The sequence below is a fragment of the Azospirillum sp. Marseille-Q6669 genome, assembly GCF_965111635.1.
This window is the reverse complement of the sequence record NZ_CBCOOP010000004.1, coordinates 315665-329643: the sequence shown is the minus strand read 5'-3', so window position 1 is coordinate 329643 and position 13979 is coordinate 315665. Positions and strand designations below refer to the sequence as shown.

9 protein-coding genes are annotated in these 13979 nt (G+C 69.5%); 3 read left to right on the top strand and 6 right to left on the bottom strand.

Going from position 1 to position 13979, the window contains the following annotated elements:
• Positions 1 to 159: 159 nt before the first annotated feature.
• The 5 genes from pcaB to ACWPXE_RS22920 are packed head-to-tail and all read right to left on the bottom strand — an operon-like array spanning position 160 to position 6219.
• The gene (pcaB, locus tag ACWPXE_RS22940) at positions 160 to 1521 is read right to left on the bottom strand and encodes a 3-carboxy-cis,cis-muconate cycloisomerase (RefSeq protein WP_454019655.1); all 1362 of its coding nucleotides are present in this window, start codon (positions 1519 to 1521) and stop codon (positions 160 to 162) included.
• Positions 1522 to 1565: 44 nt separating this feature from the next.
• Positions 1566 to 2747: a CaiB/BaiF CoA transferase family protein gene (locus ACWPXE_RS22935; RefSeq protein ID WP_454019654.1), complete on the bottom strand. Its 1182-nt coding sequence runs from the start codon at positions 2745 to 2747 to the stop codon at positions 1566 to 1568.
• Positions 2748 to 2757: 10 nt separating this feature from the next.
• Positions 2758 to 3663 (bottom strand): FAS1-like dehydratase domain-containing protein, encoded by a 906-nt coding sequence (locus ACWPXE_RS22930; RefSeq protein ID WP_454019653.1) that lies wholly within the window; start codon positions 3661 to 3663, stop codon positions 2758 to 2760.
• Between the two features lie 38 nt (positions 3664 to 3701).
• Positions 3702 to 5075, bottom strand: coding sequence for a C4-dicarboxylate transporter DctA (gene dctA / locus ACWPXE_RS22925; protein WP_454019652.1), 1374 nt, complete (start codon positions 5073 to 5075; stop codon positions 3702 to 3704).
• 28 nt (positions 5076 to 5103) lie between these two features.
• Complete coding sequence (locus ACWPXE_RS22920) at positions 5104 to 6219, bottom strand: 4-oxalomesaconate tautomerase (protein ID WP_454019651.1); 1116 nt, start codon at positions 6217 to 6219, stop codon at positions 5104 to 5106.
• 146 nt (positions 6220 to 6365) lie between these two features.
• Here ACWPXE_RS22920 and ACWPXE_RS22915 point away from each other — a divergent pair, with 146 nt between their 5' ends.
• The 3 genes from ACWPXE_RS22915 (at position 6366) to ACWPXE_RS22905 (ending at position 12895) form a co-directional block, all read left to right on the top strand.
• Positions 6366 to 7256, top strand: a complete 891-nt coding sequence (locus tag ACWPXE_RS22915) for a LysR family transcriptional regulator (RefSeq protein WP_454019650.1) — start codon at positions 6366 to 6368, stop codon at positions 7254 to 7256.
• Positions 7257 to 7553: 297 nt separating this feature from the next.
• The gene (locus tag ACWPXE_RS22910) at positions 7554 to 8414 is read left to right on the top strand and encodes a DMT family transporter (RefSeq protein WP_454019649.1); all 861 of its coding nucleotides are present in this window, start codon (positions 7554 to 7556) and stop codon (positions 8412 to 8414) included.
• Positions 8415 to 8590: 176 nt separating this feature from the next.
• Positions 8591 to 12895: a response regulator gene (locus ACWPXE_RS22905; RefSeq protein WP_454019648.1), complete on the top strand. Its 4305-nt coding sequence runs from the start codon at positions 8591 to 8593 to the stop codon at positions 12893 to 12895.
• A 22-nt stretch (positions 12896 to 12917) separates the two neighbouring features.
• Here the strand turns inward: ACWPXE_RS22905 and ACWPXE_RS22900 are convergent, their stop codons facing one another.
• Positions 12918 to 13925, bottom strand: a complete 1008-nt coding sequence (locus ACWPXE_RS22900; protein ID WP_454019647.1) for a LacI family DNA-binding transcriptional regulator — start codon at positions 13923 to 13925, stop codon at positions 12918 to 12920.
• Positions 13926 to 13979 lie beyond the last annotated feature (54 nt).

Here is a 13979-nt window from a genome sequence, read left to right as displayed (position 1 = left end):
CCGGGCCGCGGGCATCCCGAGAACAACACCGGCGTGATCGGAGCGCCGGCACAAACGGAGAAGAAGCGCACCGTGGGCGCCCTGTATGCCGCCCACGGCGCCGTTCCCGAAGCGGAACAACCGATCCGACGACCGGTGTTCAGTCTTCCGTGGCAAGTCTCAGCCGCCCACGGGCTTTTTGACACGGTCCAGCACACGATCGACCATCACCCCGGACTGGCCCAGGTAATTGGCCGGATCGCAGAGCTTGGCCAGTTCGGCGCGGCTGAGGCAGGCGCTGATCTCCGGTGTCTCGGCCAGGAGGTCGAACAGCGGCCGGTTCTGGCGCACCGCCTCGCGGCAGAGGTCGTAGACGAGGTCGTGGGCGTACTCGCGCCCGATGTGGCGGCCGAGCCCCATCATCACCGCCTCGGACGCCACCAGCCCGTTGGTCATCTCCAGGTTCGCGCGCATCCGTTCGGCATCGACCTCCAGCCCGCTCACCACGAACCGCGCCTGTTTCAGGGCGCCGGCCAGCAGGCAGAAGGCCTCCGGCAGGACGATCCACTCGATCTCCCACGGGCCGGTCGACCGCTCGTGGTCGGCCACCATGGCGTCGAGCAGGGCCGCCGTGTGCTGGCGCAGCACGGAGATCGACGCGTGGATGTAGCAGCTGGAGATCGGGTTGCGCTTCTGCGGCATGGTGCTGCTCGATCCGCGGCCATGCGCGAAGGGCTCGTAGACCTCGCCGACCTCCGTTTGCATCATCAGCTTCACGTCCATCGACAGCTTGCCGAGCGTGCCGCCGACCAAGCCCAGGAAGCAGCCCACCTCGGCGATGGTATCGCGGATGGTGTGCCAGGCGATCACCGGCTGGGCGAGGCCCAGCTCCTCCATCAGCCCGGCCTGGGTCTCCATGGCGCCATGCTCCAGGGAGGCCAGCGTGCCGGACGCTCCGGCGAACTCGCCCATCAGCACGCGCGGGCGGAGCTGCGCCAGCCGCTCGCGATGGCGCTCCACCGCCGACAGCAGCCCGGCCATCTTGTAGCCGAAGGTCACCGGCACCGCCTGCTGCAGGTTGCTGCGGCCGATCATCGGCGTGTCCCGGTGGCGCTTGGCGAGGCTCGCCAGGGCCGCCGACAGGCCGGCCAGATCCTCGTCCACGAGGTCCAGCGCCTCGCGCATCTGCAGGACCGTGGCGGTGTCGGTGATGTCCTGCGTGGTGGCGCCCCAGTGGCAGTATTCGCCGAGCCGGTCGCGGCACAGCGCGTTGAGCTGCGAGACGACGCCCAGCACCGGATAGCCGATGCGCTCCGTCTGCGCCTTCAGCGTTGCCATGTCGATCTTGTCGAGCGAGCAGTTGGCGACGATCTCGTCGGCCGCCTCCTGCGGGATGATGCCCAGGCGGCCCTGGACGCGGGCGAGTGCGGCCTCGATGTCCAGGTACTTGCGGGTTCGGTTCTCGTCCGACCAGACGGCGCGCATGGCCGGGGTGCTGAAGATGTCGCCGAAGATGGCGGAGTCGATGATCGTGGACGGCATGGTGCTGGTCCTCCCTGAAAATGGCGTTCCGTTCGCGGCGCGGCTCAGATCGCCTTCGCGTCGTGCAGCCGGGCGATGTCGCCGGGCGCGTAGCCCAGCTCGGCAAGGATGCGGTCGGTGTGCTGGCCAAGCGCCGGCACCGGGTCCATGCGCGCATCCCCGTTGCTCGCCATGCCCGGCGGCAGCAGGGCCGGCACCGGCCCGTTCTGGGTCTCCACCGTGCGCCAGCGGTCGCGGGCCGCCAGTTGCGGGTGGTTCCAGACATCCTGCATGGCGTTGGCCTGGGCGTTGGCGATGGCGGCCTGCTCCAGCCGGGCGACCACCTGCTCGGCGGTCAGGCCGGCGAAGGCCGCCACGATGATCCCGCGCAGTTCGTCGCGCGCCGCGTTGCGGCGGGAGTTGCTGGAGAAGCGCTCCTCCCGCGCCAGCTCGGGGCGTTGCAGAACCGTCTCGCAGAAGGCCACCCATTCGCGCTCGTTCTGCAGGCCGAGCAGGACCGTCTTGCCGTCGCCGGACGGAAAAGGGCCGTAGGGGTAGATGGTGGCGTGGCTGGCGCCGGTGCGGGCGGGTGGCGGCGCGCCGTCGAAGGCGTAGTAGAGCGGGTAGCTCATCCACTCCACCAGCGATTCCAGCATGGAGACGTCGATGCGGCAGCCGCGCCCCGTCTGCTGGCGTTGCAGGAGTGCGGCCAGGATGTTGCTGTAGGCGTACATGCCGGCGGAGATGTCGGCGATGGACGGGCCGGCCTTGGCGGGCGTCTCCGGCGTGCCGGTCACCGACAGGAAGCCGGACTCGCCCTGGATCAGCAGGTCGTAGGCCTTCTTGTCCCGGTAGGGACCGTCGCCGCCGTAGCCGGAAATGTCGCAGACGATGATTTCCGGCTTCCCGGCGGACAGCGCCTCGTAGGACAGGCCAAGGCGGGCGGCCGCGCCGGGCGCGAGGTTCTGCACCACCACGTCGGCCTGTTCGCGGATCAGGCGCTTGAGGATCGCCTGCGCCTCCGGATTCTTGACGTCGAGCGTCAGGCTTTCCTTCGAGCGGTTGGTCCACACGAAGTGCGAGGCGACGCCGCGCACCCGCTCGTCGTAGCCGCGGGCGAAGTCGCCGACGCCGGGGCGCTCCACCTTGATGACGCGGGCGCCGAGGTCGGCGAGCTGGCGCGTCGCGAAGGGGGCGGCAATGGCGTGTTCCAGGGTGACGACGGTGATTCCAGACAGCGGTTTCATAGGGGCGTCCTCACTTCAGGACCGCGGTGGCGTCCATGGTCAGCCAGCCTTCGTGGTCCTTGGCCCACAGGTGGACCGTCTTGCCGTCGGCGAGCGGCGTGCCGCACACCGAGAAGGGGTTGATGTCGAAGGTCGGCCGCACCGCCTTGAAGCGGAAGGAGGCGACCTCGGCCTCTGGCAGCCGGTGGCGCAGCAGGTCGAGCAGCAGGGTGGCGATCAGCGGGCCGTGCACGATCAGCCCTGGATAGCCCTCCACCTCCGTCACGTAGCGCCGGTCGTAGTGGATGCGATGGCCGTTGAAGGTCAGCGCCGAGTAGCGGAACAGCAGCACGTCGTCGGGAACCCAGCGCGTCTCCCAAGCCGCGTCCGCCGGGGCCGGCCGGGGCTCGGGCGGCGCATCGCCCGGATTGGCCGCCTCGCGGTAGACGATGTCGTGGAACTCGGTCAGCGCCACCTCGGTCTCGCCGGCGCGGCGGATCTCGTGGCGGACCGTGACGAAGACCAGCGGACCGCTGCGCCCGGATTTCTCGGTCACGCCGTGGATGGTCGAGGTCCGGGTCAGGGCGTCGCCGACGCGCAGGGGGCTGTGGAACTCGAACTGGCTGCCGGCCCACATCCGGCGGGGCAGCGGCACCAGGGGCAGGAAACCGCCGCGCCGGGCATGCCCGTCCGGCCCGATCTCCGATTGGCGGTGCAGCGGCAGGAAGTACAGCCAGTGCCACAGCGGCGGGAGCGGGGTGCCGGCGGCGAGGCGCTCGGCGGGCCGGTCCAGCGTGGCCGACAGAGCGGCGTAGGGGGTCGGGGTAACGGTGTCGGACACGGTCTCGCTCCGGCCGATCCAGTCCTTCGCGCTTGTGGCGGAAACGGTCATGGCGGAAACGGTCATGGCGGAAACGGTCATGGCGGAAGCGGTCATAGAGGCGTCCTCGATGCGTGGGGGCGGGCGTCGGCGGATCAGTGTGACGGCTGGGCGGGGGCGGTCAGCGGCAGGACGGCGATGTCGCCCTTCTCCTCCAGGCACCGCTCGGTGCTGGCGTAGCTCTGGTTCAGCTCCCGCTGCAGGACCTCGCGGTCGCAGGCGTTCTCCCAGATCGAGACGACGATGCTGGCGACACAGTTGCTGATGATGCTGGTCAGGGCGCGGGCCTCGGACATGAAGCGGTCGATGCCGACGAGCAGAGCGACGCCCGCCACGGGAAGGTCCGGCATCACCGTCAGCGTGGCGACCAGGGCGACGAAGCCGCTGCCGGTGACGCCGGCCGCTCCCTTCGAGGTCAGCAGCATGACGCCGAGCATGGCGAAGATCTGGCCGCCCGACAGGTGGATGTCGCAGGCCTGGGCGATGAACAGCGAAGCCAGGGTTAGGTAGATCGCCGTGCCGTCCAGGTTGAAGGAATAGCCCATGGGCAGCACGAGGCCGGAGACGCCCTTCTTGCAGCCCAGCGCCTCCAGCTTCTGCAGCACGCGCGGCAGGACCGGTTCGGAGGAGGAGGTGCCGAGCACAATCAGCAGCTCCTCGCGGAAGTAGCGCAGCACCTTCCATAGGCTGAAGCCGTGCAGCCGCGCCAGCGCGCCGATGACGACCACCAGGAAGAAGCCACAGGCAACGTAGAAGGTGAGGATCAGCAGGCCGAGCGAGCCGATGGAGTCGATGCCGTACTTGCCGACGGTGAAGGCCATCGCGCCGAAGGCGCCGATCGGGGCGAGCTTCATGATGAAGCCGAAGGCGGCGAACAGCACATGGGAGAAGGATTCGATGCCCTGGACCACCGGCTCGCCGGCCTTGCCGACCCGCGTCAGCCCGAAGCCGACGAGGACGGAGATGAGCAGCACCGGCAGCACCTCGCCCTCGGCGAAGGCGCCGAAGAAGGAATGCGGAATGATGTGCAGCACGAAGTCGGTGAAGCCGACCGGAGCCGCCTGCTTGGCGTAGCGCGCCGCCACCGTGGGGTCGAGCGACGCCGCCGACACGTGCATGCCGACGCCGGGCTCGATGATCATCACCGCGGCCAGCCCGATGAGCAGCGCCGCCACCGTCAGCGCGTAGAACAGCGCCATCGACTTGACCAGCGTCTTGCCGATCTCGCGGGTGTCGTTGAGGCTGGTGATGCCGCTGACGATGGTGCAGAAGACCACCGGCGCGATCATCATCTTGACCAGCTTGACGAACCCGTCGCCGAGCGGCTTCAGCGAGGCGCCGAGGTCCGGCCAGAAATGACCGGTCAGGATGCCCAGGGTCAGGCCGACGACGACCTGGAAATAGAGAGCCTTGTAAAAGGCCTTGGACTTGGTCGGCGCCGGGGTTTGTTCTCCCGTTTGTAGGCGCATGGCGTTTCCTCCTCTGTGTGCTGTTGGGTCAGGCGGCCATGGCGGCCCGCGGCGGGTCCGACGGCCGTGCGAACACGGTTCCCTCGAACAGGCGTCGTGATGTGCGCAGGATGCTGGCGGTGGGGGCGGATTGACCGGCACCCGGATCGAGGCGGACGGTCAGCCGGCCGGCCGGGTGCTCGAAGGTGACGTCGCCGGGCAGGGCCATCCGTCCGGCCAGCGCGGAGGCGATGGTTCCCGGGATCGTGCAGGCGGTCGCGGTGGCGACGGCCCCGGTGATGGCCATCGCCCGGTGGCAGTCGTGGGGCATGAAATAGCGGACGGCCAGCGTGCCGCCGCGCGTCGGCGGCGCCAGCAGGACGGGCTTGGGGATCACCATGCCGGCGGCGTTGGGGAAGCCCATGCGGCGGCCGGCCTCGACGCGCAGCGCCTCCAGCCGGGCCATGAAGCCCCGGTCGAGCCGGTAGCTGTCCATCGGCTCGTGCCCCGTCTTGCCGAGATCGGCGGCGCGGACCAGCATCACCGGGATGGCGGCGTCGATGCAGGACACCTCGATCCCGTCGATCCCGCCGATGCGGTCGACCGGCGCCCCGGTGGGCAGCAGCCGGCCGGTGTTGGCGCCCGCCGCGTCGAGGAAGGCAAGATGGATGGGCGCCGCGGTGCCGGGCACGCCGTCGATGACGGCCCCGCCCTCGTAGGTCACCCGACCGTCCGGGGTCTGGACGCGCGCCTCGATCAGCTTGCCGGTGTTGACGTTGTGGATGCGCACCACCGTCACGCCGTCCGTCGCCGGGACCAGCCCGGCCTCGATGGCGAAGGGGGCGACCGCGGCGAGCATGTTGCCGCAGTTGGGCGAGGTGTCGACGATCCCTTCCTGCACCCGCACCTGGGCGAACAGATAGTCCACGTCCGCGCCGGCCAGGGTGGCGGGACCGACGATGGCGACCTTGCTGGTCAAGGGATTGCCGCCGCCGATTCCGTCGATCCCCAGGTCGTTCCCCGCCCCCATGACGGAGAGCAGAAGGGCGTCGCGCTCCGCCGGGGATGCTGGAAGGTCGGATGCCAGGAAGAAGGGCCCGCGGGAGGTTCCGCCGCGCATCATCACACAGGGAATGCCGATCTGGCGGCTCGTCAGGTGGTTCATGGCGCTTGCTGTCTCTTGGTCTCGCCGTCGCGGCGAAGAAAGCCGATGGACCGATATTCAGCGCCGGAACCGTATTTGTTAAATGCAATGATTCGGGATATTATTGCATTTCACGCATCAATGGGTGCCGCCGCGGGGAGGGGAGCATGAATTTCGAACTGGTCGATCTGAAAGCCTTCGTGGCGGTGGCCGAACTGGGCAGCTTCAACCGCGCCGCCGAGCTGCTGAACCTCTCGCAGCCGGCGCTCAGCCGCCGCATCCAGAAGCTGGAGGACACGCTGGGCGTCGCCCTGTTCGAGCGCTCGACCCGCCATGTCGCCCTGACCATGGTCGGACGCGACTTCATGCCCAAGGTCCGGCGCTTCCTGGACGAGTTCGAGTCATCGCTGCTGGGCATCAGCGACCTGGGGGCGCGGAGCGGCGGGCAGATCACCATCGCCTCCGTCCCGACGGCGGTGTTCTACTTCCTGCCGAACGCGATCAGCCGCTTCAGCGTCGCGTTCCCGCGCATCCGCATCCGCATCCTGGACCTCGGCGCCAACGAGGGGCTGGAGGCGGTGGCCCGCGGCGAGGCCGATTTCGGCATCAACTTCATCGGCACGTCACACCCGGACATCGAGTTCACACCGCTGGCCGAGGACCCGTTCGTCGTCGCCTGCCGGCACGATCATCCGCTGGCCTCCCAGCGGGAGGTCGGCTGGGACGAGTTGGCGGCGCACCGGGTCATCACCGTGGGACGCACCAGCGGCAACCGGGCGCTGATCGACAACGCCCTGGCGCAGCACGGCCTGAAGCTCAACTGGTCCTACGAGATCACGCACCTCGCCAGTTCGCTCGGGCTGGTGGAGGCCGGGCTCGGTGTCGCGGTGCTGCCCAAGCTCGCCACCCCGGCCTCGGGCCATCCCATCATCCGGACCATCCCGCTGAGCCATCCGAAGATTTCCCGAACCATCGGTGTCGTTCGGCGTCACGGCGCCATTCTGTCGCCGATGGCGGCGCGCTTTCTGGAGGTGCTGCTCGGCTCCTGGAAGGCCTGATGCCTTCGGCTGTTGGGCATCCAATGAAGGTTGCATCCGTTGAAGGTCATCGGAGGCGCCATGAGTCGGACGCCGATGTCCAAGCTTTCGTGAACATGGCCACGCCTGGAATCCGACGTCGTCGGTTTGATCGGGGCCGCGTGCCCATCCCGCTTTCCGTCATGTCCCTCCGGCGTCTGTAATGCTCCCGGTATCAGTACAGTTCGGTGGGATTGTGTGGGACCGTCGCTGTCTCCGCCTGCCTCCGTCGGGCTAGGCTCGCGTCACAACGGGCACGGGATTGGAAAGGATGACGGGATGCGGTGGGTGACGGCGGGCTGGGGCAGCGGGTTGCTGGGCATGCTCATCTTCAGCGGATCGCTGCCGGCGACGCGCGTCGCGGTGGGCAGCTTCACGCCTCTGTTCCTGACCTCGGCACGGGCGCTGATCGCCGCTGTGCTGGCGGCTGTTCTGCTGGCCGTGCTGCGGCAGGCCCGCCCGCTGCGCCGCGACCTCGCGCCGCTCACGGTGGTGGCGCTCGGCGTGGTCGTCGGTTTTCCGCTGCTCACCGCGCTGGCGCTTCGGCACATCACCTCCGCGCACTCCATGGTCTTCATCGGTCTCCTGCCGCTGTCCACGGCACTGTTCGGTGTTCTGCGTGGTCGGGAGCGGCCGAAGCCGGTCTTCTGGCTGTTCTCGGGTCTGGGCAGCCTCGCAGTCGTCGGCTTCGCCCTGGCGCAGGGCGGCGGCGCGTCGCTGACCGGGGCCGGCCTGATGGTGGCGGCCATCCTGCTCTGTGGGCTGGGCTACGCCGAGGGCGCGGTGCTGTCGCGCCGTCTCGGCGGCTGGCAGGTGATTTCCTGGGCGCTCGTGCTGACGATGCCGGTGATGGCCGGGCTGGCGCTCGCGACCATGCCGGACGCCTGGACGGGCATCGAAACCCCGGCCTGGATCGGCCTCGCCTATGTTTCCGTCTTCAGCATGCTGATCGGCTTCGTCTTCTGGTACCGCGGGCTCGCGCTCGGCGGCATCGCCGGGGTCGGGCAGTTGCAGCTGCTTCAACCCTTCTTCGGGCTGTCGCTGGCGGGTCTTCTGCTGAACGAGCCGGTGGCCTGGAGCATGATCGCCGTGACCGGGCTGATCGTGCTGTGCGTCGGCGGAGCGAAGCGCTTCGCGTGAAAAGCGATCCCGCCGCCACTTCTTTCGGGTTTTAAGTCTCGGCCTATGGCTATTGGGCTAACAAATCGTTTCTCGCCGCCGCCCCATGGATCAGCTTAAAGTGGCGTCCCGCTGTGCGGCAATGGCCGCGCCCCTATTGTAAGGGGGGTTTGGAACAAAGGACGGGACGCCTGCGCATGTCCAACGAGACCGACGTCTCCACCGCCCCCGATTTCCTCGCCAGCGGCGGCGAGATGGGCGCCCAGATGCGCGCGTTCGACTGGGCATCGACGGTGCTCGGTCCGCCCGAGGACTGGCCGCGCAGCCTGAAGACGGCGGTGCGGATCATGCTGACCTCCCGCCAGCCGATCTGGATCGGCTGGGGCCAGGACCTGATCTATCTCTACAACGATGCTTACAAATCAATCATCGGCGGCAAGCACCCCTGGGCGCTTGGGCGGCCGACCTCGGTCGTGTGGCGGGAGATCTGGGGCGACATCGGCCCGATGCTGGCAACCGCCATGACGGGGGACGAGGGGACCTACGTCGAGGGGCAGCTCCTTGTCATGGAGCGCAACGGCTATCCGGAGGAGACCTACTACACCTTCTCCTACAGCCCGGTTCCCGACGACGACGGCAGCCCCGGCGGCATCATCTGCGCCAACTCCGACGACACGCAACGGATCATCGGCGAACGGCAGCTCACCCTGCTGCGCGATCTGGCCGCCGGCACTGCCGACGCCCGGACCCTGCCGGAGGTGTGCGAGCGCAGCGCCCAGGCGCTCGCCACCAACCCGCGGGACATGCCCTTCGCGCTGCTCTATGTGGCCGAGCCCGATGGGGACAGCGCCGCCCTCGCCGGGTCCTGCGGCATCGGGCGCGGCCATCCTGCGGCTCCGGAAACGCTGGCGGTGGACGGCACGTCGGTGTGGCCCTTCACCCCGACGCTCCATGACCCGGTGCTGGTCGGCGATCTGGCGGCGAAGTTCGGTGCCGACCTGCCGGCGGGCGTCTGGCGCCGCCCGCCGGCCCAGGCCGCGGCGATCCCGATCCCGGCCAGCGGCGAGGCGGGCCGGGCCGGCCTTCTCGTCGTCGGCCTGAATCCGTTCCGCCTGTTCGACGACGGTTACCGGCGCTTCCTGGGGCTGGTGGCGGGGCAGATCGCCGCGGCCATCACCAACGTCCAGACCTACGAGGCCGAGCGGCGGCGGGCCGAGATGCTGGCAGAGATCGACCGCGCCAAGACGGTGTTCTTCTCGAACATCAGCCACGAGTTCCGCACGCCGCTGACCCTGATGCTGGGGCCGCTGGAGGAGGTGCTGCAGGCCGAGCCGGAGCGGATGCCGGACCATCGCGAGGACCTGAAGGTGGTCCATCGCAACGGGCAGCGCCTGCTCAAGCTCGTCAACGCGCTCCTGGACTTCTCACGCATCGAGGCCGGGCGGACCCAGGCGCGCTACGAGCCGACCGACCTCGCGTCCTACACGGCGGAACTGGCGAGCGGTTTCCGCTCTGCCTGCGAGCGGGCCGGGCTGAGCCTCGTCGTCGACTGCCCGCCGCTTCCCGGTCCGGTTCATGTCGACCGCGGCATGTGGGAGACGGTCGTCCTCAACCTGCTGTCGAACGCCTTCAAGTTCACCTTCCAGGGCGCGATCGCGGTGTCGCTGAGGCCGGTCGGCGAGGGCGCCGAACTCCGGGTGAGCGATTCCGGTACGGGCATCCTCGATTCCGAACTGCCGCGCCTGTTCGAGCGCTTTCATCGGGTCGAGGGCGCGCGGGGGCGCAGCCACGAAGGCACCGGCATCGGCCTCGCCCTGGTCCAGGAACTCGTCAAACTGCACGGTGGCACGATCCGGGTCGAGAGCGAGATGGACCACGGTTCGGTCTTCATCATCACCGTGCCGTTCGGCACCGCCCATCTGCCGCAGGAGCGCGTCCTGTCGGAGCCGACCGGCGCCGCGGCCGGCCTGCGCACCCAGACCTACGTGGAGGAGGCGCTGCGTTGGCTGCCCGGCTCGGTCGCCGCCGATGGCGGAGCGCCGGTCGCGTTGATCGGCGCCGCGGAGACGGTGATGGCGCTGGCGACGGGCGAGTGTCCACGCCTCCTGCTGGCCGACGACAACGCCGACATGCGCGACTATGTGAGCCGCCTTCTCCATGGCCGCTACGTGGTCGAGGCTGTGCCCGACGGTCAGGCGGCCCTGGTGGCGATCCGCGCGAACCGTCCGGACCTCGTTCTGACCGACATCATGATGCCCGTGCTGGACGGCTTCGGCCTGCTGCGCGCGATCCGCGAGGATGCCGACCTGCGCGACCTGCCGGTCATCCTGCTGTCGGCCCGCGCCGGCGAGGAGGCGAGCGTCGAGGGGCTGTCGGCCGGCGCCGACGATTATCTGGTCAAGCCGTTCTCGGCGCGCGAGTTGATTGCCCGCGTCGACACAGCCCTGGCCATGGTGCGCCTGCGCCGCGAGGCGGACAACGCGCTGCGCGAGAGCGAGGCGCGCTTCCGCAATCTCGCCGACCACGCCCCGGTGATGGTCTGGGTCACCGAACTCGACGCCTCCTGCAGCTATCTCAACAAATCCTGGTACGAGTTCACCGGCCAGACTCCCGAAACGGGGTTGGGCTACGGCTGGCTGGACGCCATCCATCCCGACGACCGGCAGGCGGCGGCGGACGTGTTTCTGGCGGCCAACGCGAAGCAGGAGGCGTTCCGGCTGGAATACCGGCTGCGGCGGACCGACGGGGTCTACCGTTGGGCGATCGACGCCGCCGCCCCGCGCTTCGGCGCGGAGGGTGGATTCCTCGGCTACATCGGTTCGGTGATCGATATTTCCGAGCGCAAGGAGGTCGAGGACGCCCAACGGCGGCTCAACGACCTGCTGGAGCAGCGCATCGCCTCGGCGATCGCCGAGCGGGAGCGGGCCGAGGCGCAGCTTCGCCAAGCCCAGAAGATGGACGCGGTCGGCAAGCTGACCGGTGGAGTGGCGCACGACTTCAACAACCTTCTCCAGGTGATTTCCGGCAACCTCCAGCTTCTGACAAAGGACGTCGCGGGGAACGACCGGGCCGAGCAGCGGCTGCAGAACGCGCTGAGCGGCGTCAGCCGGGGGTCGAAGCTGGTTTCCCAGCTCCTCGCCTTCGGCCGCCGCCAGCCTCTCGCCCCCCGCGTGGTCAATCTGGGCCGGCTCGTCCGCGGGCTCGACGAGATGCTGCGCCGCGTGCTCGGCGAGGGCGTCGAGATCGAGACCATGATCACGGGCGGGCTGTGGAACACCTTCGCCGACGAGAGTCAGGTCGAGAACGCGCTGCTCAATCTGGCGATCAACGCCCGCGATGCCATGAACGGGCACGGCCGGCTGACCATCGAGGCCGGCAACGCCTTCCTCGACGATCCCTACGCCGCCCGGCACGCCGAGGTGGAGCCGGGCCAATACGTCATGCTGGCGGTGACCGACACCGGCTGCGGCATTCCGCCGGACGTGCTGGATCACGTCTTCGAGCCGTTCTTCACGACCAAGCCGGAAGGGCAGGGCACCGGCCTCGGACTCAGCATGGTCTACGGCTTCGTCAAGCAGTCGGGCGGGCACGTCAAGATCTACAGCGAACCCGGCCAGGGGACCACGGTCCGCGTCTATCTGCCGCGCGCGCATCAGGCGGAAGACGTCGTGACGGTGATCGACAACGGGCCGGAGGCGGGCGGATCGGAAACCGTGCTGGTGGTCGAGGACGACGACGACGTTCGGGCGACCGTGGTCGAGATGATGGCCGACCTCGGCTATCGCGTGCTCAAGGCGCGGGATGCGCAGAGCGCGCTGGCCATCGTGGAAAGCGGCGTGCCGATCGACCTGCTGTTCACCGACGTCGTCATGCCGGGCCCGCTGCGCAGCCCGGACCTGGCGCGCCGCGCGAAGGAGCGTCTGCCGGGGATCGCGGTCCTGTTCACCTCGGGCTACACCGAGAACGCGATCGTGCATGGCGGGCGCCTCGATCTCGGCGTCGAACTGTTGAGCAAGCCCTACACCCGCGAGGCGCTGTCCCGTAAGGTCCGGCATGTCCTGCGCAACCAGCAGCAGCAATCCATGGGGCAGGCCGGAAAAAGGGAAGCGACCGCGAAGCCGTCCGCTGAACCCGCGCCGGCGACGGCGGACGGCTGTCAGGGCCTGCGCGTGCTTGTGGTGGAGGACGATGCGCTGATTCGCCTCGTCACGGTGGAGATGCTGACCGGCCTCGGCCATTCGGTCGTCGAAGCGGGCAACGCCGAGGAAGCATTGTCGATTGCCGAGACCCAGCCCGTCGACGCGCTGCTGACCGACATCAGCCTGCCGGGGATGTCGGGGGAGCAGTTGGCCGCCGCGTTGCGCAAACGTCACCCGGCCCTGCCGGTCGTGTTCGCATCGGGGGCCGACCGGGCGCCCGCCGGCGGCGTCCACCTGCCGAAGCCCTACGATGACGCGGCCCTGGCCGAGGCGCTGGACAAGGCGGTGAGGCCGCCCCGCTGAGCGCCCAGTCCGTCGCCGGCGACTACAGCCGGGCCGAGCCCCGGAGCACCAGCCGGGGGGCCGGGCGGTGCAGGACCGGCCCGGCCTCCGGCTCGGTGAGGCGGCGTTCCAGCATGCCCATCAGCGTCGTCACGATGCCGTCCACCGGGTTGTGGACGGTCGTCAGGGCGAAGCTCGGCCAGGCGGCCATCGGCACGTCGTCGAAGCCGATGATCGATACCTCCTCAGGCACCCGCAGGCCGAGCGCGGTGCGCGCCGCGTCCAGCGCGCCGAAGGCCATGACGTCGTTGCCGCAGAAGATGGCGTCCGGCCTCGGGTCGCCACCGAGCAGCCGCAGCGCTTCGCGGTATCCGCTGTCGTAGCCGTAATCTCCCTGCCCCAGCCCGGCCAGCGGCACGCCCAGCCCGTCCAGGGCCGCGCGGAAAGCGGCGTTGCGCTCCTGCTCGGAAAAGGCGGTGGGGCGGCCCGCCAGATAGGCGATCCGGCGGTGCCCGGAGGCGACCAGCGCCTCAGCGACCAGCGCGGCGCCCAGCCGGTTGTCGCAGCAGATGCTGTCCACCCCGTCCTGCTCCACGGCGCGTCCGTAGAGGAGCAGCGGCGCACCCAGCTCCATCACCGCCCGGACGGTGGCGGGCGACACGCTTCCCGCCGTGACGATGACGGCGTCGACCTGATAGTCCAGCGCCGCCATCGAGGCGCCGCCCAGCCCGTCCGCCGGGTCGCCGCGCAGCAGCAGCGGCTGCTTGCCAAGCGTCGCCAGCCCGCGCGTCAGCGCTTCGAACAGATAGGGCTGGAACGGCCCGTCCAGATCGCCCATCACGACGCCGACGAGGTTGGTGCGCTGGGTCGTCAGGCTGCGCGCGATGGCGTTCGGGCGGTAGGCCAGACGCTCCGCCGCTTCCAGGACGCGGGCGCGCATCTGCGGCGAGACGCTGGCCCCGTCGGTGAAGCAGCGCGAGACCGCCGACTGCGACACCCCGGCCAGCTTGGCCACCTCCACCGCCGTCGCCCGCCTGCGCTCCCTGGTCACCGGTCTTCCCCTGGCTTTGCGCCGCCGTCCGACACGCGGCGGAGCATCGTCAGG